The organism is Gordonia bronchialis DSM 43247, from assembly GCF_000024785.1.
Taxonomy (GTDB): Bacteria; Actinomycetota; Actinomycetes; order Mycobacteriales; family Mycobacteriaceae; genus Gordonia; species Gordonia bronchialis.
In genome coordinates, this window is record NC_013441.1 from 846,182 (window position 1) to 863,073 (window position 16,892).

16 protein-coding genes and 1 pseudogene are annotated in these 16,892 nt (G+C 66.9%); 8 read left to right on the plus strand and 9 right to left on the minus strand.

Features of this window, described 5'->3' with window-relative positions:
• Positions 1-33: 33 nt before the first annotated feature.
• Genes GBRO_RS03910 through GBRO_RS03920 form a run of 3 tightly spaced genes read right to left on the minus strand, consistent with a single transcriptional unit; the run spans position 34 to position 2,172 of the window.
• Positions 34-717, minus strand: a complete 684-nt coding sequence (locus GBRO_RS03910; protein ID WP_012832690.1) for an arsenate reductase ArsC — start codon at positions 715-717, stop codon at positions 34-36.
• The gene (gene arsB, locus GBRO_RS03915) at positions 710-1,813 is read right to left on the minus strand and encodes an ACR3 family arsenite efflux transporter (protein ID WP_012832691.1); all 1,104 of its coding nucleotides are present in this window, start codon (positions 1,811-1,813) and stop codon (positions 710-712) included. The genes GBRO_RS03910 and arsB overlap by 8 nt, the downstream gene beginning before the upstream one ends.
• Entirely contained in the window at positions 1,810-2,172 is a 363-nt protein-coding gene (locus GBRO_RS03920; RefSeq protein WP_012832692.1) for an ArsR/SmtB family transcription factor, read from the minus strand. Before GBRO_RS03920 ends, arsB begins: the two co-directional genes overlap by 4 nt.
• Positions 2,173-2,304: 132 nt before the next feature.
• Here GBRO_RS03920 and GBRO_RS03925 point away from each other — a divergent pair, with 132 nt between their 5' ends.
• From GBRO_RS03925 to GBRO_RS26750, 3 genes are all read left to right on the plus strand, one after another.
• Complete coding sequence (locus GBRO_RS03925) at positions 2,305-3,582, plus strand: IS481 family transposase (protein ID WP_012832693.1); 1,278 nt, start codon at positions 2,305-2,307, stop codon at positions 3,580-3,582.
• Between the two features lie 124 nt (positions 3,583-3,706).
• A complete protein-coding gene (locus tag GBRO_RS03930; RefSeq protein WP_012832694.1) occupies positions 3,707-5,311 on the plus strand; it encodes an HNH endonuclease signature motif containing protein in 1,605 nt (534 codons plus the stop codon).
• A complete protein-coding gene (locus tag GBRO_RS26750) occupies positions 5,298-5,543 on the plus strand; it encodes a hypothetical protein (RefSeq protein ID WP_012832695.1) in 246 nt (81 codons plus the stop codon). The genes GBRO_RS03930 and GBRO_RS26750 overlap by 14 nt, the downstream gene beginning before the upstream one ends.
• A gap of 64 nt (positions 5,544-5,607) precedes the next feature.
• Here the strand turns inward: GBRO_RS26750 and GBRO_RS26755 are convergent, their stop codons facing one another.
• Both GBRO_RS26755 and GBRO_RS26760 read right to left on the minus strand, forming a co-directional pair.
• Positions 5,608-6,582 carry an NAD(P)/FAD-dependent oxidoreductase gene (locus tag GBRO_RS26755; protein ID WP_012832696.1) on the minus strand — a complete coding sequence of 325 codons (975 nt, stop codon included), beginning with the start codon at positions 6,580-6,582 and terminating at the stop codon, positions 5,608-5,610.
• Positions 6,579-7,439: a class I SAM-dependent methyltransferase gene (locus GBRO_RS26760; RefSeq protein ID WP_227892848.1), complete on the minus strand. Its 861-nt coding sequence runs from the start codon at positions 7,437-7,439 to the stop codon at positions 6,579-6,581. Before GBRO_RS26760 ends, GBRO_RS26755 begins: the two co-directional genes overlap by 4 nt.
• A 39-nt stretch (positions 7,440-7,478) precedes the next feature.
• Between GBRO_RS26760 and GBRO_RS03950 the strand changes: the two genes are divergently transcribed.
• Both GBRO_RS03950 and GBRO_RS03955 read left to right on the plus strand, forming a co-directional pair.
• The gene (locus GBRO_RS03950; RefSeq protein WP_012832697.1) at positions 7,479-8,057 is read left to right on the plus strand and encodes a helix-turn-helix domain-containing protein; all 579 of its coding nucleotides are present in this window, start codon (positions 7,479-7,481) and stop codon (positions 8,055-8,057) included.
• A gap of 30 nt (positions 8,058-8,087) precedes the next feature.
• Complete coding sequence (locus GBRO_RS03955) at positions 8,088-9,359, plus strand: L,D-transpeptidase (protein ID WP_012832698.1); 1,272 nt, start codon at positions 8,088-8,090, stop codon at positions 9,357-9,359.
• A 45-nt stretch (positions 9,360-9,404) separates the two neighbouring features.
• Here the strand turns inward: GBRO_RS03955 and GBRO_RS03960 are convergent, their stop codons facing one another.
• The gene (locus tag GBRO_RS03960; RefSeq protein WP_012832699.1) at positions 9,405-10,184 is read right to left on the minus strand and encodes an SDR family NAD(P)-dependent oxidoreductase; all 780 of its coding nucleotides are present in this window, start codon (positions 10,182-10,184) and stop codon (positions 9,405-9,407) included.
• Positions 10,185-10,233: 49 nt separating this feature from the next.
• On the opposite strand from GBRO_RS03960, the gene GBRO_RS03965 reads away from it, so the two are divergent.
• The 3 genes and pseudogenes from GBRO_RS03965 (at position 10,234) to GBRO_RS03975 (ending at position 13,112) form a co-directional block, all read left to right on the plus strand.
• Positions 10,234-11,358 carry an ROK family transcriptional regulator gene (locus GBRO_RS03965; RefSeq protein WP_012832700.1) on the plus strand — a complete coding sequence of 375 codons (1,125 nt, stop codon included), beginning with the start codon at positions 10,234-10,236 and terminating at the stop codon, positions 11,356-11,358.
• Positions 11,359-11,415: 57 nt separating this feature from the next.
• Positions 11,416-12,225: a transglutaminase-like domain-containing protein gene (locus GBRO_RS03970; RefSeq protein ID WP_012832701.1), complete on the plus strand. Its 810-nt coding sequence runs from the start codon at positions 11,416-11,418 to the stop codon at positions 12,223-12,225.
• Between the two features lie 34 nt (positions 12,226-12,259).
• Positions 12,260-13,112 (plus strand): annotated as a pseudogene (locus tag GBRO_RS03975) (putative zinc-binding metallopeptidase).
• Positions 13,113-13,336: 224 nt separating this feature from the next.
• Here the strand turns inward: GBRO_RS03975 and GBRO_RS03980 are convergent.
• Genes GBRO_RS03980 through GBRO_RS03990 form a run of 3 tightly spaced genes read right to left on the minus strand, consistent with a single transcriptional unit; the run spans position 13,337 to position 16,891 of the window.
• Positions 13,337-14,569 (minus strand): DUF4185 domain-containing protein, encoded by a 1,233-nt coding sequence (locus GBRO_RS03980; protein ID WP_012832702.1) that lies wholly within the window; start codon positions 14,567-14,569, stop codon positions 13,337-13,339.
• Between the two features lie 10 nt (positions 14,570-14,579).
• The gene (gene otsB / locus GBRO_RS03985) at positions 14,580-15,365 is read right to left on the minus strand and encodes a trehalose-phosphatase (RefSeq protein ID WP_012832703.1); all 786 of its coding nucleotides are present in this window, start codon (positions 15,363-15,365) and stop codon (positions 14,580-14,582) included.
• Complete coding sequence (locus tag GBRO_RS03990; RefSeq protein ID WP_012832704.1) at positions 15,362-16,891, minus strand: alpha,alpha-trehalose-phosphate synthase (UDP-forming); 1,530 nt, start codon at positions 16,889-16,891, stop codon at positions 15,362-15,364. The genes otsB and GBRO_RS03990 overlap by 4 nt, the downstream gene beginning before the upstream one ends.
• Between the last annotated feature and the right edge of the window lies 1 nt (position 16,892).

The window sequence follows — 16,892 nt, forward strand, 5'->3', positions numbered from 1 at the left end:
GTCCCTTTCAGCTGTGGAGGAATGCTCGGAAAGTCACACATGGTTGGCCGTGAGTTCGGCAAGGAGCTCACGAACCCGGGCGTCAAGGTCATCGCGGATCGCGCGAACCTCGCTAAGTGGACGGCCTTCGGGATCGGAGACCGTCCAATCGAGATACCGCTTGCCGGGATAGATCGGGCACGCGTCGCCGCAGCCCATGGCTACGACCACGTCGGCGGCGGCGACTACATCGTCGGTGAGTGGTTTGGGGTACTGCGTGCCCAAGTCGACGCCGATCTCGGTCATTGCTTCGACGACGGTCGGGTTGATCGAGTGCGCGGGGGCTGACCCGGCGGAGCGCACGTGTACCCGACCTGTGGCGTGGTGGGTCATCAATCCGGCGGCCATCTGCGAGCGGCCGGCGTTCTGCACGCAGATGAACAGGACTTCGGGCACATCCTTGGGCGCCGATCCATCGGCCTGGGCCAGGGCGCGTAATCGATCGGCAGCGAACCGGCCCGCCAAGGTCGTCAGATGCGCATGCACCCGGGAGGTGCGCCGTAACGCGGTGTAGGACTCGAAAACACAGCGTTCCACCGTCTGCCGAGACACCACCCCCTCGTACTTGGCGGCCAAGTCAGCTGCGGTACGGGCGAGCACGGTATGCGGCATCAGCAGCTCGGGTTGGGCGCGGTGTTCGCCGCGACTTAGCTGTTCGTCCAACACATTCTCAGACATCGCGAACAGGCTCCTTCGATACATCTGGGCTGGAGGCGGTCGTCGGACTGGTGAAGCGTTTCCGCAGTGCCAGGGACACATAGACCAGCGCGACGAGGACGGGCACCTCGATGAGTGGGCCGATGACTCCGGCAAGAGCCTGACCGGAGGTCGCACCATAGGTCGCGATCGCAACGGCGATCGCGAGCTCGAAGTTGTTGCCGGCGGCGGTGAACGCCAGCGTGGTGGTCCGTGCGTAACCCAGCCCCATCGCGGCGCCGAGGACGAATCCGCCACCCCACATCACCGCGAAGTAGATCAGCAGCGGCAGCGCGATCCGCACGACGTCCCACGGGTGAGAGGTGATCTGCTCCCCCTGCAGGGCGAACAGGATGGCGATGGTGAACAGCAGGCCGTAGAGGGCCCACGGCCCCAATCGGGGGAGGAACGAGGATTCGTACCATTCGCGGCCTCTGGCCCGTTCGCCGATGCGGCGGGTGAGATAGCCGGCGACCAAGGGGATTCCGAGGAAGATCAGCACCGACTTCGCGATCTGCCACGGCGAGGTGTCGATGGTCGTCTGTTCCAGGCCGAGCCATCCGGGTAGCACCGAGAGGTAGAACCAGCCCAGCACGGCGAACATGATCACCTGGAACACCGAGTTCAGTGCGACGAGGACGGCAGCCGCCTCGCGGTCGCCGCACGCCAGGTCGTTCCAGATGATGACCATCGCGATACAGCGCGCCAGACCGACGATGATCAGTCCGGTCCGGTACTCCGGTAGGTCGGGGAGCAGGAGCCAGGCCAGCGCGAACATCAACGCGGGTCCGAGGATCCAGTTCAACGCCAGCGACCCGAGCAGCAGGCGACGGTCGCCGGTGACCGAGTCGAGTCGGTCGTAGCGCACCTTGGCCAGCACCGGATACATCATGATCAGCAGTCCGAGAGCGATCGGCAGCGAGATGCCGTCGATCTCCACGGCCGCCAGGGCGTCACCCAGGCCGGGAACGGTGCGGCCCAGCAGCAGGCCCGCGACCATCGCTGCGCCGATCCACACCGGCAGGAATCGGTCCAGCGTCGACAGCTTGCCCGCGACCGCGGTGTCGGAGGCGGTCACTGGTCCACCTCACACGAGCGTGTTTCCCCCACGACGGTGGCGAGATCGTCCAGCAGGTCCGACAGTTGCTGCAGCGCTTCAGCGTTCACCCGGTAGTACACCCACGTCGCGCGGCGCTCACTGGTCACCAAGCCCGCTTCGCGCAGCACCTTCAGGTGATGTGAGATCGTCGGCTGCGACAACTCGAAGGGTCCGGAAATGTCGCACACGCAGGCTTCGCCTCCCGGATGCGCGGCAACCTCGGACAACAACCGCAACCGAACCGGGTCCGCAAGCGCCTTCAACAGTGGGGTGACAGCCCCGGTCTGGTCACCACTGAGGCCGCGGCCCGGTGGCAGCAGAAGATTCTTATTCGACACTCGTCAATATTGACATACGTCGATGCAAGCGACAAGGCGTCGATCCCGTTTAGCGGGTACGACACGCCCGATGGGCTCCAGCCAAGCCGGCACCCTGGCCTTCGGTTCACACTGCAAGCACTCGACGCTCAGGTGGTGGTAGTTAACGAACCTATCGATCCTGTCGTGCGGCTGGCGATCTCGCAGTGGCCTGATGATGCACCCCGCGGAGCGGTCTCGACATTCTGCGCCGAACACGGGATTTCGCGGAAGTCGTTCTACGAGTTGCGTAAACGAGCACGAGCGGATGGGCCGTCAGCGGTCCTGGAACCCCGTACCCGCCGCCCGAAGTCGAGCCCGTCAGCGCTCAATGACGAGGTCAAAGCGCAGGCGGTGGCCGTGCGCGCCGCTCTGGAAGCCTCAGGTCTGGATCACGGGCCGATCAGCGTGCACGACAAGATGCAGTCGATGGGGTTGACTCAGGTGCCCTCGACGGCCTCGCTGGCTCGGATCTTCCGCGAAGCCGGTGTCGCTCGCCGTGAGCCAAAGAAGAAGCCCCGCTCGGCGTGGCGGAGGTTCGTCTACCCGGCGCCGAATGCGTGCTGGCAACTCGATGGCACCGAGTACGTCCTGACCGGTGGACGCAGGTGCGTCATCCTGCAGCTCATCGACGATCACTCTCGCTACGCCGTGGGCTCACATGTGGCCGCAGGCGAAACGGCTGAGGCTGCGATCGCCGTGTTCGACAAGGCAGTGACCGCCCACGGAGTACCTCAACGACTCCTCACCGACAATGGGCCCGCGCTCAACCCCTCGCGGCGCGGCCGTCTCGGTCAGCTCGTCGAGCACGTCCGCGTGCTCGGGGTGGAAACGATCACCGGCAAGCCCTACAAGCCGACCACGCAGGGAAAGAACGAGCGATTCCATCAGACGTTGTTCCGGTATCTGGACAAGCAGCCATTGGCTGACACCCTGGCCGAGCTGCAGGCCCAGGTTGATGCGTTCGATCACATCTACAACACCCAACGGCCTCACCAGGGCCTGCCAGGGCGCGTCACACCACTAGCCGCGTGGCAAGCCACACCGAAAGCCCATGCACCACAACCGATAGCCGGTGGATCACTGTTCGATCGGCCTACATCGCGCCCGCCCGCGCCGCGCCCAACCGCCGATCTACCCGAGGGCGTCCTGGTCAGGACTGTCAGCACTTCCGGCACCATCAGCGTGGACTCAGTCACCTACATGGTCGATGTGGACCACGCCTTCAACCAGGTCCTCGTCGTCGCCGACGACAGCGCGATCGTCATCGCGAACACCGATGGAGAGGTCGTAGTCGAACACCCTCGACCCGCTCCCGGAGTTCGCTACGTCGGCAACCGACAACCCCGCGGCCCACGCCCCACGAAGACCAGACCGTCACCGAAGTCCTGACACACCAACTGTCACCGAAGTCCTGACACAGAACTGTCACCGAAGACCCGATACATCACACTTGCATACTCGCCAACTGCTCGGTATTGTCGAACATAGTTTCGATACGGCGGGAGGGGGTCCGGTGGCCGACAACAATCGGAATGATCAGCAGCAGCGTGATCAGCCGTTGCCGGATGACTCGCGTTCGTCGGCAGGTTTCGAGTCGTGGGAGGTGTGGCGGCCGGGTCAGGGGTGGGAGCCGGATCTGCCGCAGTCGTATGCGGCGTTGATGGCCGCGCGGATCGCGACCGGACGCGATCCGGCACCGACTGTGGAGTCTGCGGAGTCGTCGGGCCCCGACGGTGATCTGCCGGCTCTGTATGCGTTGTTGGGGCAGGTGGTCGATCAGATCGCGGTGGCGGAGTCCTCGGGTTTGTCGGATGCGCAGGTCGTGGAGGTGGCCGAGGCGCATGAGCTGATCGCTCGCCGGTTGTGGGGGTTGGGGCATCGGCGCGTGATGGACATCTCGGACCGTGGTGCGTTCACCAAGACCGGCCATAAGTCGATCCGCCAGTTCATGGACGACCGGCTGCGGATCACTGATCTGCGTGGTCGGGTCGCGGCGATGGACGCGATCTGTGCCAAGTATTCGATGCAGGGTGAACGACTCACCCCGAAGCATCCGTATCTGGCCGACGCGGTGGCTGAGGGCGCTCTCGGACCGAGTCATGTGACCGCGGTGTTGGAGGCACTCGACAAGATTCCCGCCGCAGTGATTCCGGAGAAGAAGCACGCCGCGGAAATGCTGCTGGTCGATGCCGCCCGATCGTGCACGCCCACCCAGATCGCCAAGGTGGGGCAGAAGATCCTGGGCTATCTGGATCCGGATGGATCGTTGACCGAGGACCGCGACCGGGCTCGGCGGCGCGGGATTCGCCTGTCCCCGCAGGACTCGCAGTTGATGTCGAAGATCGTCGGGCATCTGGATCCGGTCACCCGGGCCATGTTCGACATGGTGTTGGCGGCCTGGGCCGCGAAGGGCATGAACAACCCGGCCGACGAGGTCCCGTTGGTAGGACCGGTCGACGGGGTCGACGAACAACAGGTGGCCGAGGCCGCCGGGCGTGATGATCGCAGCCCGGAGCAACGCAACCACGATGCGTTGAAGGCGATTCTGCGGGCGGCCCTGGATGGTGGGGTGTTGGGGCAATCGCATCGCGGCCTGCCGCCGCATCTGGTTGTGAAGATCACCGAATCCGAGTTGCGCGAGCAGGCCGGGGTCGGGGAAACCACCACCGGCGCGATGTTGCCGATCTCCGATGTCATCGCCTTGGCAGCCGAAGCCCAGCAGCATTTGGCGGTGTTCGCCGATCACACCGAAGCCCCCTTGTATTTGGGGCATGGGGAACGGTTGGCATCACGCGATCAGCGGTACATGATCGTCGCTCACCAACCGGGCTGCACCTGCCCGGGCTGCACTACCTCGACCGCCTACAGCGAGATCCATCACGCGGCGAAGGATTGGGCTGATGGTGGGACGACCGAAATCTCGATACGCCTCGGGCTCGCAAGCTCGCACGTGGCTACTCGATCCAAGTATCGACACCCTGACCACTGCGTGCGGGCCGCACAACCGGATGGTGGGACCGAAACCCGGCCAGTACACCACCAGCGTCCTCACCGACGGGCCGGATGCCGGTCGGACGGCGTGGCGGTTGAACACCGAGGACGGGATGGCGTCGAATGAGGCGCGGATCAATCGGGTCAATGACATCGGCCCGCAGATCGTGGCCTACCTGAAAGTCATTCGTGTCCAACGCGAACGCGACCAACAATCCCGGGCCGCGACGACCGCCCCGCTGATCCGGGATGTGCGGGACACCCCCGACAGTCGTCGTATCCGCCGGATGATCGCCGGCTGCTGGACCATCCGCCGCATCAACCTCGACAACGACGACCGCCTCCGAGCCGGACCCTGACCCCGCCCCACCGTCAGCACTCACCCCGCCACCAGCCACCGGTGGCGGGGCACAAGTGCAGGCGCTAACGGGTCGTCATCGCCGTCACGAGTGCATCGGCGTCCTGCGCCACCAGATCGGCGTTGACGGCCGCCCCGGCCTGCACGCCCGCGCCCATCGACACCGTCACCATGGCCGCGAGGTCGGCGGTGTTGCCGGCCGCCCACACACCCGGAACGGCGGTCTGGCCCATCACGCCGGTCTCGATGAAGGTGCCGCCCATCGGATGTGGCGAGGCGGTGCCGCCGAGTTGCTCGTAGAGGTCGGTGCGCGCGACGAAGCGCGGCGCAACCACCACGGCGTCGGCGGCCAGCGTCGAACCGTCGGCCAGCACCACGCCGCCCAGCCGCGCGGTGCCGTCGTTGTCGACCACCACGTCGAGGTGATCCACCGCAGCGTCGACGATGTCGATGCCGCGGGCTGCGAGTCGTGCGGCGTCGGCCTCCGGTAGAGACGGCATCGCATGGGCGATGACGCTGACGTGCTCGGACAGCTGCCGGAACAGGAGTGCCTGGTGAGCGACCATCGCGTTGGTCGCGATCACCGCAATTCGCTTGCCGCGCACCTCCCAGCCGTGGCAGTACGGGCAGTGCAGGACGTCGGTGCCCCATAGTGCCGCCACGCCGGGGATGTCGGGCAGCTCGTCGACGAGGCCGGTGGCCAGGATGAGCCGACGGGCGTGTAGCTGCTCGCCGGACGCGAGCGAGAGTGCGAAGCCGTCGTCATCACGGGTCACGGTGCGCACCCGATCGGTGCGCAGGATGCCACCGTAAGCGGCGAGTTCGGCGCGCCCGGCGGCGAGGAGGTCGCGCGGCGCGATGCCTTCGTGACCGAGGACGTTGTGCGCGCCCGCGGCGGGTGCGTTGCGGGGTTCGCCGGCGTCGACGACGACGACCGACCGCAACGATCGGGCCAGAGCGGTGGCCGCGGCGAGTCCCGCGGGACCGCCGCCCACAATCGCCACCTCACAGCTCGTCACATCGCAGGTGTCGGAGTTCATGGGTCCGTCCTTTCGGTCGGTCGTGCGATCCAGACGAGACGCCCGGCTCGTACCGAGAGATCGGCGCGTCGTCGTAGTGCCAGTGGGTTCTGGTCGTCGAGCAGGATGTCGAGCGCCGCGAGGTCGTCGGCGTCGAGGACGTCGGCGAGTCCGGTCCGCAATCGGGTGTACCACTGCACCGCGTATTCGGCGGCCTGTGGTGGCACCCCGTCGGGTTCGACGCGGATCGTCACCTGGTCGAGAACGTCGAATCCCGCACCTCGAAGCTGAGTTGTCCACTCCGGGAAGGAGTTCCATCCGTTCGACGACATCGCGCGTTCGCAGCGATCCTCCAGTCCGGGCCGGCCGACCCCGGCGTCGTCGGGAAGGAAGCGCGGTGCCCCGTCGATCTCGACTACCGCGAGAATGCCGTCCGGGACGAGCGCCGACGACAGCGCGCGCAGAAATCGGTCGGGGTCGGCGATGTGGTGTAGCGACGACGACGCCCACACCACGTCGGGTGTCCCCGCAGCCGTGGGCCAGCCGTCGTCGAGGTCGGCTGCCACAGTGCGCACGCGCTGGAGGTACCCGCCGCGCCGGGCGCGCTCGGTCAGCATCGCGGCGAGTTCGGGGGGAGTGGTCGACGGCCACGATCTCCGCGTCGTCGAGGTGCGCCGCGAGCCGGTCGGTACCGGTGCCGGTGCCCGCGCCGATGTCCACCACCGTCCGCGGACGCCGGCCCAGTGCGCTGGCGACGAGGTCGATGGCGTCGTCGATGTAGCTGCCGACGACCGTCGCGTCGAGGTCGAGGACGCTCGCCATCTGGTGATCCTGCGGGTGGTGGTGCGGGTGGTGATGATGGTGGGCCATGAGTCCACGGTAGCGAATGAATGCCATAACGGCATACACTCTTGCCTATGGCGCAAGAACTCGATGTGGTGGTCCGGCAGCGTATCCGTGGACTGCGAATCGCCAAGGGGTGGACCCTCGACGCGCTGGCGGCCCGATGTTTCCTCAGTCCGTCGACGTTGAGCCGGATCGAGACCGGTCATCGTCGGGTGGCGCTCGACCAGCTGGTTCCGATCGCGCAGGCACTCGGCACCACCCTCGATCAGCTCGTCGAACCCGCCGACGACGGCGACGTGGTGATCCGTCCCGAACCACACACCGCAGAAGGCGTCACCGTGTGGGTGCTCTCGCGCGAGGGCTCACCGCAGGGCGTCCACGTCGCCAAGATGCGGATCGAGTCCACGCACCCCAACAGTCGTGATCACATGCGTGTTCACCCAGGTCGGGAGTGGTTCACGGTACTGTCCGGAACCGTTCGGCTACTGCTGGGTGACCGCACCATCCTGGTGCCGGCCGGCGACGCCGCCGAGTTCTCCACGATGGTTCCGCATTCGATCGGTGCGCACGGCGGACCGGTCGAGGTGTTGTCGATCTTCGATCACGAAGGTGAGCGAGCCCACCTCCCGGGTGCGGTCGCAGCCCGCTGACCGGCGCTTCGATCGGTAGAGTTGTGTGCGATGAACACCCAGTCCTCCCCACTGAATCGGCGCACCGTGCTCGCCGCTGCCGGCCTCGGCGTCCTCGGCGTTGCGGCGGCCGCCTGCTCGGGCTCGTCGTCGAACTCCGGCGAGGCCAAAAAGCCTGACGCGCCCGTCGTCGGCATCACCTTCACCCCGGCGCTCGACGCCGAGGCGCCCAACCCGACCGCCGAGTTCTCGGTGAAGGTCTCCGACGGCGTCCTGAACCCCGACGTGAAGCTGAGCAACCCGCGCGGACGCGCTGTGGCCGGCAAGCTGTCCGACGACCGAACGACCTTCACCGTCACCGAACCACTGGGTTACGACACCGAGTACACGTGGAGCGGCAGCGCGACCGGCACCGACCGCAAGACCAAACCGATCGAGGGCAGCTTCACCACGCTCGCGCCCCGCAGCCAGCTCAACGTCGTCGTCAACATCGCCGACGGTCAGGAAGTCGGCATCGCGGCCCCGATCATCCTCAAGTTCGACGGCACCGTGGAAGACAAGGCCGCCGTCGAACGCGCGCTGACGGTGACCACCACCCCGCACACCGAAGGTGCGTGGGCGTGGCTGGGCGAGGACAACGGGTCACGCGTGCACTGGCGGACCAAGGAGTACTACGCACCGGGCACCAAGGTGCACATGGCGGCCAAGCTGTACGGCCTCGACCACGGCGACGGCGCGTACGGTGCAGCCGATGTGACCAGCGACTTCACCATCGGCCGGGCCCAGGTGGTCAAGGCCGAGGCGTCGTCGCATCAGATCGTGGTGGTCCGCGACGGGTCGACGCTGATGACGCTGCCGTGCAGTTACGGCGGCGGCGACCTCGACCGCAACGTCACCAGATCCGGCATCCATGTGGTGAGCGAGAAGTACGAGGACTTCTACATGTCCAACCCGGCCGCCGGGTACTTCAACATTCGCGAACGCTGGGCCGTGCGCATCTCCAACAACGGTGAGTTCATCCATGCCAATCCGGAAACCGTTGGCGTGCAAGGGTCGTCGAATGTGACCAACGGATGCATCAACCTGTCGCTGGACAACGCGCAACGCTACTTCGAGTCTGCGATCTACGGGGACCCGGTGGAGGTGACCGGTACCCGCATCGCGCTGTCGGAGGCCGACGGCGACATCTACGACTGGATCTTCGACTGGTCGACGTGGAAAGGGATGTCGGCGATCCAGGGCGAGGCCCGCAGCACATCCGCCCCAGCGACTCCGCGCGGCGCCCCGACCCCCAACGCCACCACCCCGGCGCCGCCACGCTGAGGTTGCGGTTTGGCTCGCTGAGCGAGGCAAACCGCGACGTCGACCTCAGCCCGTCTTCACATTCCGCCGCGCCGACGCCTGATCGCGGGGTTTGAGCACGATCTGATCGAGGTTCACGTGCGGCGGACGGGACGCGACGAAGCCGATGACCTCGGCAACGTCGTCGGCGGTCAGCGGGGTCAGTCCCTCGTAGACGGCGTTGGCGCGTTCTTTGTCGCCTTCGAACCGGACCAGGGAGAAGTCGGTCTCCACCATGCCGGGTGCGATCTCGGTGAGCCGCACCGGTTTGCCGAGCAACTCGTAGCGCAACGTCCGGTGCGTGACGGCTTGCGCATGTTTGGCCGAGGTGTACCCGGCGCCGTTGTCGTAGGCCTCCAGAGCTGCGATCGACGTGATCGAAACGATCAGACCGTCACCCGACGCGATCAGCGCCGGGATCAGCGCCTTGGTGATCCGCAGACTGCCGAGCACGTTGGTCTCCCACATCCAGCGCCAGTCGTCGAGGTCGGCGTTCGCGACCGGATCGAGTCCCTTGGCGCCGCCGGCGTTGTTGACGAGGACGTGCACGGTATCGAGGCCGTCGACGAATCGGGCCACCGATTCCTCGTCAGTGACGTCGAGTTGTCTTCCGTCACCGCCGATCTCGGCTGCGAGTGCTTTGATGCGGTCGACGCGGCGGGCGCCGAGGACCACGTGATACCCCTGCCGCGCGAGTTGTCGGGCGGTGGCCGCGCCGATGCCGGAACTGGCGCCGGTCACCACTGCGATCTTCGACGACGCGCCCGAGCGCGCCCCGGTGGTTTCCGAATCTGTGTCAGTGCTCATGGAATTCAGCTTACGACCGGGCGCCGAGAGGCCCTGCTAGATTCTCACCATGATCGGGGTGGTGCCGGCGACGTTGCAGGTCACGTCTACTCCCGCGGCCGCCGTCCTGCACGCGGTGCGGATGGGTGGTCCGATGACCCGCGATCACATCACCTCGACGACGGGACTCTCGGCGGCCACCGTCAACCGGCAGGTGCATGCGCTCGCCGCGCACGGGCTGATCGTCGAACGCCCCGACCTCACCGACCCGGGCGCCATCGGGCGCCCCAAGAACCCGCTGACCATCGACCGGGATTCGCTGTGTGTGGCCGGGATGCACATCGGGGCCCGACGCACGGTACTGGCGATCGCCGACCTCGGCGGGCGCACCCTCTACAGCCATGCGGTGCTGACGCCGGAGGGTGAGGCGAGCGCAGCCGTCGACGCCCTGTGCGCGCTGCTCGCCGAACTCGCCGGACGATTCAGCGGTCGCCGCCTGCTCTGGGGTGGCGTGGCGATCGGCGGAGCGGTCGACACCGAGACCGGTGTGGTCAGTCACCCCGTCCTCGGCTGGCGCCAACAGCGCATCGGCGCGCGGCTCGCCGAGGCGCTCGGCGTGCCGGTCTCGGTGTGCGAACACGTCGAGGCGATGGCCGCCGCCGAACTGCTGCTCACCTCACCGCGCGCCGACGACGGGTCCGGCCTGTTCTTCTATGCACGCGAAACCGCCGGTATGGCAATGACTCTCGACGGCCGAGTGCACGTGCCGCAGCGGGGAGCGGGAACCATCGCGCATCTGCCGGTGCAGGCGCCGGTCCTCCTCGGCGACGACGCGCAGGCCCGCCTGCAGGACGTCATCGGCGACGAGCCGGCACTGGCCGCCGCAACCCGCCTGGGTGTGGGAGTCGACGATCCGCGCATCGTCGACGAACGCGCGCGCCTTCTCGGCCGGTGTGTCGCGATGATCCGCGACGTCATCAATCCCGACTCGATCGTCGTCGCCGGTGACGCCTTCGCGGCACATCCCGCCGGGCTCGCGCCGGTACAGGCCGCCTTCGACGAGGCCACCACCCTCGCGTGGCCGTTGGAAATCTCACCGTCGAGATTCGGTGTGCGAGTTCAGGAAGCGTCCGCGATCGTGGTTGCGCTCAGCGTGATTTATGCCGACCCGGTGGCGGCGGTCGTGCCGATCTAGGCAGATCACCCGTGGCCCGATGTGCCCTGCGCAGCGGATTACCCTACGGTGGGGTCCATGACCCTACCCCGCGATGTCGCCGCCAAGCTCGAGGTATTCGTCGGCGCGCCCACCGAACTGGAAATGCAGATCACCGTCGCCAAGCTGCCGGGCCTGGAGCTGACCGAGGAACTCAAGGTGGAGGTCGACGGTTCCGCCATCACCCCCGAGGAGATCGTCGACGAACACGGGTCGCGGATCCATCGGCTCGATCTGCAGGGCGGACTGGTCACCATCGACTACTCGGCCTCGGTCACCAAACCGGCCGACCCGCTGGCGGTGAACATCACCGACCGGTCGAAGTATTTGCGGCCCAGTCGGTATGCCGAGTGCGACAAGTTCTTCGGCTTCGCTGCCGGCCAGTTCGACCCGTCGCTGCCGGACGCCGAGCTGCTCAATCAGGTGACCGCCTTCGTCGAAGATCGGCTGAGCTACATCCCGGGCGCGAGCGACCCGATCGACGGGGCCGCCGACACTCTACTGGCCGGGGCCGGCGTCTGCCGTGACTATGCCCACCTCGTGGTGGCGCTGTTGCGCGCACTCAACATCCCCGCCCGGCTCGTGGCCGTGTACGCACCCGGCTGCGATCCGATGGACTTCCATGCGGTGGCCGAGGCCATCATCGACGGACAATGGGTGGTCGTCGACGCCACGCGGCTGGCTCCGCGGCAGAGTCTGGTCCGGATCGCCACCGGACGCGACGCCGCGGACACCGCGTTCCTGGACAACCATCGTGGTTCCATCACGCTCAACTCCTATGAGGTGACCGCCACCGTGCGCGGTGACCTGCCCGTCGACGACGGGTCGCAGCGCATCTGCATCGGTTGAGCCAGGTGCGGCAGCCGTGACATAGGGTGAGCGCGTGCATGCGCTCACCTGCCCGATCTGCAACGGGCTGTCGGGGTTCGACCATCGTGAGTGTCCGTTCTGCGGAACGCCCGTCGGGGTTCACCTGCCCAGCCGGTCGCTGGTGGTCGCGTCCGACGAGGGCGTCGAGATCGGTGGCCGGCGCTGGGCCACCTGTTCCAACCGCGCCGACACCGGCTGCAACTGGATGACGCTGGCCGAGGTCGACGACGCCAGTCTGGGATTGCGCGGCCGCTGTTTTCCCGGGTCACTCGTACGTAACCGTCCGGATGCCGGTGACACCATCGCGCTGGAGAAGCTTCGGCCGGCCACCTTCGATCTGCGGATGCTGATCTATCAGCTCGTCGACCTCGGCCTGCCCGTGGAACCGTTCTGGCGCTCCGACGGCGGACTCGCCTTCGACCTGCTCTCCAGCCAGACCCTCGGCCGACCCGTCACCATCGGACATGCGAACGGCGTCATCACCATCGACCTCGCCGAGACCCAGGACGCCGGACTTCGCGGAATGCTTCGCGCACTACCTGCACATCACCGGAACCATCGACACCGCACGGGAATCCGGCCTCATGCTGGAGAGCGATCAGGTGCGCTTCTCGATGGACCGCGACATCGTGCCGCTGGAATCCTACGCCGATCAGCCCATCGAACGTCTGCTGTATGACTGGAAGTGGTTGTCCACCATGTTCAATCGCGTCAACGTCGCGATGGGACTCTCGCCGCTGTACCCCTTCGACATCCCCACGCCCGTTGTACGAAAACTGGGTTTCGTGCACCGCGTCATCCGGGAGTCGGCCAAGCGGCACCCATCGTCGGATCCGTTGGTGGTGGCGCCCCCAGCTGCTGAGTGAGCTGCTCCCTGTTCGGCTGGTAGCCGCTTTCCGTTCTGCTGGTTGAGCCGCGACCGGCGAGCGCAGCGAGACGGCCGCGTGTCGAAACCGCCAGTGAGACAACGATGTCAGCGCCCACCGGCTTCCTGTGGTGGCGAATACTTCTGTCTCACCGGTGGTTTCGACACGCGGCGGACATCGCTCCGCTCGTCCGTCGCGGCTCAACCAGCGAAACGGGCTGCGGCTCAACCGGCCTGACCGGGGGCCGCCCGCATGGCCTCACGCAACTCGCGCAGCGACCGTTCGGCTCTCGCCACCTCGTCGGCGGTGCCCGATGCCCGAAGGCGCTCGAGCGTGACCAGCCAGTCGTCGATCTGCCGCACGGTCCGCGCGGTATCCGACGACGTGGTCGGAGGCGAGGACAGGGTGGTCGCGAATTGCATCACGCGATAAGGCCAGTGGGTGCGGGTATTCCATTGCGACACAGCAAGATGAATCCCGCCCGGGGTGTCGAGGGATGAGCCGGGCACGATGTAGCCGCCGTAGGCCTGGGCGACGCGACCGGCCGGGTGATCCTCCTTGCCCCAGTCGGAGATCTCGGATATCGGCATCGTCTTCACCCGCGCACCGACGTCGTCGGTGGGGTCGGCGAGCACTCGGTAGGAGAGTCCGCGGTCGGAGATGCAGTAGCCGCCGAGCACCCACCCGACGCCGGCAGTACCCCGAAGTCGCCGAAAGGTGGTCTCCCGCCACAGTTCTCCCTGCGGAGTGATCACCGTGGGCGGATTCCCCCAGTCCCATCGGCCGTCGCGGAAACCCCAGGTCTCATACAGGTGGCGATCGCCGATACCTGCGGGCCGGACGCGACGCAGGATCATTCCCGAACCCGACTGGAACGCCGACGACATGACGTACACCCAGCCGTCGTCGGGGTCGAAGTCCCATGTCCACGACTGCGCGAAACCGCCGTACAGATCGGCACCGAAGACGGCGTCGCGACCCATGTGTCCCCAGGTGACGCCACCGTCGGAGGAGCGCCAGATCTCCGTCCAGTGCACATGCGGGAATCCGCGAATCACCATGACGTGCAAGAAGAGATCGTCGCCGACGCGCAGGATGTCGCTCGGGATCACGGTGGAGAAACCCCCGCTGCGCCACGGCGGCGAATCATGTACATACGGCCAGAGTTGCCGCGCGTACTCCGGGTCGGGCCCGCCGGCACGGTCCCAGACGAGTTGCCCGGCGTCGTCGCGGTGGCCGATCAGGATCACCGGTGACCGCCAGTCCGGCGATCCGGCCCGCGCATCACGGTAGGTGTCGCCGAACACCGAGATGATCTCGCCGCCCGGCAGATCGGTCATCGCCCCGAGATCGGCTGCGCCGACGCCGAACCGGTCCGAACACTGCGGGCCGGTCAGATCGCAGACCTTCATTCCGCCGACATCGTCGGTGGCCTGCTCGGTCCGTCGCCAGCGCATGGGCGTCGCCTCAGGTCCCGCCTGTGAGGAATGTCCGGCGTCGGGCCGCGACGAACTCCAGAACCGTTGCGACGTCATCGGTGTCGGTGATCCGGTACGCGGCGACGGTGTCCCCGTCGCCGACCTTGATGCCGACGTCGCCGGCACGCAGGTGGGCGAACGCCTTCTCGTCGGTGACGTCGTCACCGAGGTAGATCACCGAGTCGGCACCGAACTTCGCCCGCAAGGCGTCGATGGCGTGGCCCTTGCTGGTTTCGATGACGGCCAGCTCGATGACCGATTTGCCCTCGGTCACCTGCACTCCCGTCCAGCCGGCCGGGCCGGAGCGGGCCGCATCGAGCGCGGCGTCGGCGTCCTGCGCCGACGCGTTGCGGACGTGCAGCACCGTCGACGCCGGTTTGGTCTCGACCATGGTTCCGGGGAACCGACCTGCGATGGAACGCAATTCGTCGATGAGTCGAGCGAGCAGGGCACGGTGGGCGTCGGTCACCTCGACCGCGAAACCGGTGTCGAACTCGCTGCCGTGACTGCCGACCAGACTCACGGGCGTGCCGAGACCGGACAGTTCGGTCAACACCGCGAGTTCACGCCCGGACACCACGGCCGCGTATGTGCGGGGCAGTGCGGCGGCCGCCTCGATCGCGGCGATCGACGCAGGGTTGGGCACGGCGTCCTCGGGTCTCGACACCAGCGGCGAGATGCACCCGTCGTAATCCGAGGACACCAGCAGCGTTCCGCACTCGGCGGCGGCCACCAGCGCGGTCCGCAGGTCTGGGGGAATCCCGTTGGCGCTCATGCGTTCTGGTCGGGCGCGGCGACGAGTTGTACCCCGCGGTCGGCGGACGTCGTGGTCTCCGCATCCGCGGACAACGCACCCAGGAACGACTCGGCCCACTTGGCCACGTCGTGGGTGAGGACCTGGCGACGCAACGCCCGCATCCGACGACGTCCCTCGTGCGGGGTTTGATCAACGGCGGCCGCGATCGCATCCTTGACGCCGTCGAGGTCGTACGGATTGGCCTGGTAGGCCGACTTCAATTCTGCTGCGGCACCGGTGAACTCACTGAGCACCAGGGCTCCGCCGAGATCGCTGCGGCAGGCCACGTACTCCTTGGCCACCAGGTTCATCCCGTCCCGTAACGGCGTGACCAGCATGACGTCGGCGGCGACGAAGAATGCGATGAGTTCATCGCGGGGGACCGGGCGGTGCAGGTACTGGATGACCGGCTGCCCGACGACGCTGTAGCTGCCGTTGATGTTGCCGACCAACTGCTCGATCTCGGCCCGCATCTTCACATAGCTGTCGACGCGTTCGCGGCTCGGTGTCGCCAGCTGCACCATCACCGTCTCGTGCGGGTCGATCCGTTTCTCGGCGAGCAGTTCGGACAGCGCGCGCAACCGGACGTCGATGCCCTTGGTGTAGTCGAGGCGGTCGACACCGAGCAGGACGGTCTTCGGATTGCCGAGTTCCGCCCGGATCTCGGCGGCGCGTGCGCGGATCTCCTTGGAGCGCGCCTTCGCGTCGAGTTCGCCGGAATCGATGGAGATGGGGAAGGCACCCACGCGGACCGTGCGGAAGCCGACCTGCACCACACCGAAGCGGGACCGCACGCCGACGCTGCCCTTGCTGGTGGCCTGTCCGGCGAGGCGCCGGGCCAGGTAGAGGAAGTTCTGCGCACCACCGGGCAGGTGGAAACCGATCAGGTCGGCACCGAGCAGACCTTCGATGATCTCGGTCCGCCACGGCATCTGCATGAACAGTTCCACGGGCGGGAACGGGATGTGCAGGAAGAAGCCGATCCGCAGATCCGGCCGCAGCATCCGCAGCATCTTCGGGACGAGCTGCAGCTGATAGTCCTGCACCCACACCACGGCGCCGTGACCGGCAGCCTTGGAGGTCTCCTCGGCGAAGCGGCGGTTGACCTCCACGTAGGTGTTCCACCACTCGCGGTGGTACTCGGGTTTGACGATGACGTCGTGATAGAGCGGCCACAAAGTGGCGTTGGAGAACCCCTCGTAGTACTCGGCGATCTCGCTCGTCGACAGCGGCACCGCATGGATGTCGATGCCCTCGATGTCGGGGTTGTCGTCGGAGTCGGCGATGCCCGACCAGCCGACCCAGGCACCCGTCCGCGATCGCAGGATCGGTTCGAGTGCGGTCACCAGTCCGCCGGGACTGCGTTTCCAGTGCACCGTCCCGTCGGCCTGGACCTCTTTGTCCACCGGCAGCCGATTGGCCACCACCACGAATTCGGCACCGCGGTGCCCGTCTGCGCGGGGATCGGCCGTCGGCTGAAGTTCCTCGCCCGGCTGTGGCGTCACC

Coding starts and splice junctions, on each gene's coding strand:
- GBRO_RS26755 (WP_012832696.1), bottom strand. CDS start 6,582: ATGAACTCCGACACCTGCGATGTGACGAGCTGTGAGGTGGCGATTGTG.
- GBRO_RS03960 (WP_012832699.1), bottom strand. CDS start 10,184: ATGAGCACTGACACAGATTCGGAAACCACCGGGGCGCGCTCGGGCGCG.
- GBRO_RS03955 (WP_012832698.1), top strand. CDS start 8,088: ATGAACACCCAGTCCTCCCCACTGAATCGGCGCACCGTGCTCGCCGCT.
- GBRO_RS03980 (WP_012832702.1), bottom strand. CDS start 14,569: ATGCGCTGGCGACGGACCGAGCAGGCCACCGACGATGTCGGCGGAATG.
- GBRO_RS26750 (WP_012832695.1), top strand. CDS start 5,298: ATGGCGTCGAATGAGGCGCGGATCAATCGGGTCAATGACATCGGCCCG.
- GBRO_RS03910 (WP_012832690.1), bottom strand. CDS start 717: ATGTCTGAGAATGTGTTGGACGAACAGCTAAGTCGCGGCGAACACCGC.
- GBRO_RS03950 (WP_012832697.1), top strand. CDS start 7,479: ATGGCGCAAGAACTCGATGTGGTGGTCCGGCAGCGTATCCGTGGACTG.
- GBRO_RS03970 (WP_012832701.1), top strand. CDS start 11,416: ATGACCCTACCCCGCGATGTCGCCGCCAAGCTCGAGGTATTCGTCGGC.
- otsB (WP_012832703.1), bottom strand. CDS start 15,365: ATGAGCGCCAACGGGATTCCCCCAGACCTGCGGACCGCGCTGGTGGCC.
- GBRO_RS03965 (WP_012832700.1), top strand. CDS start 10,234: ATGATCGGGGTGGTGCCGGCGACGTTGCAGGTCACGTCTACTCCCGCG.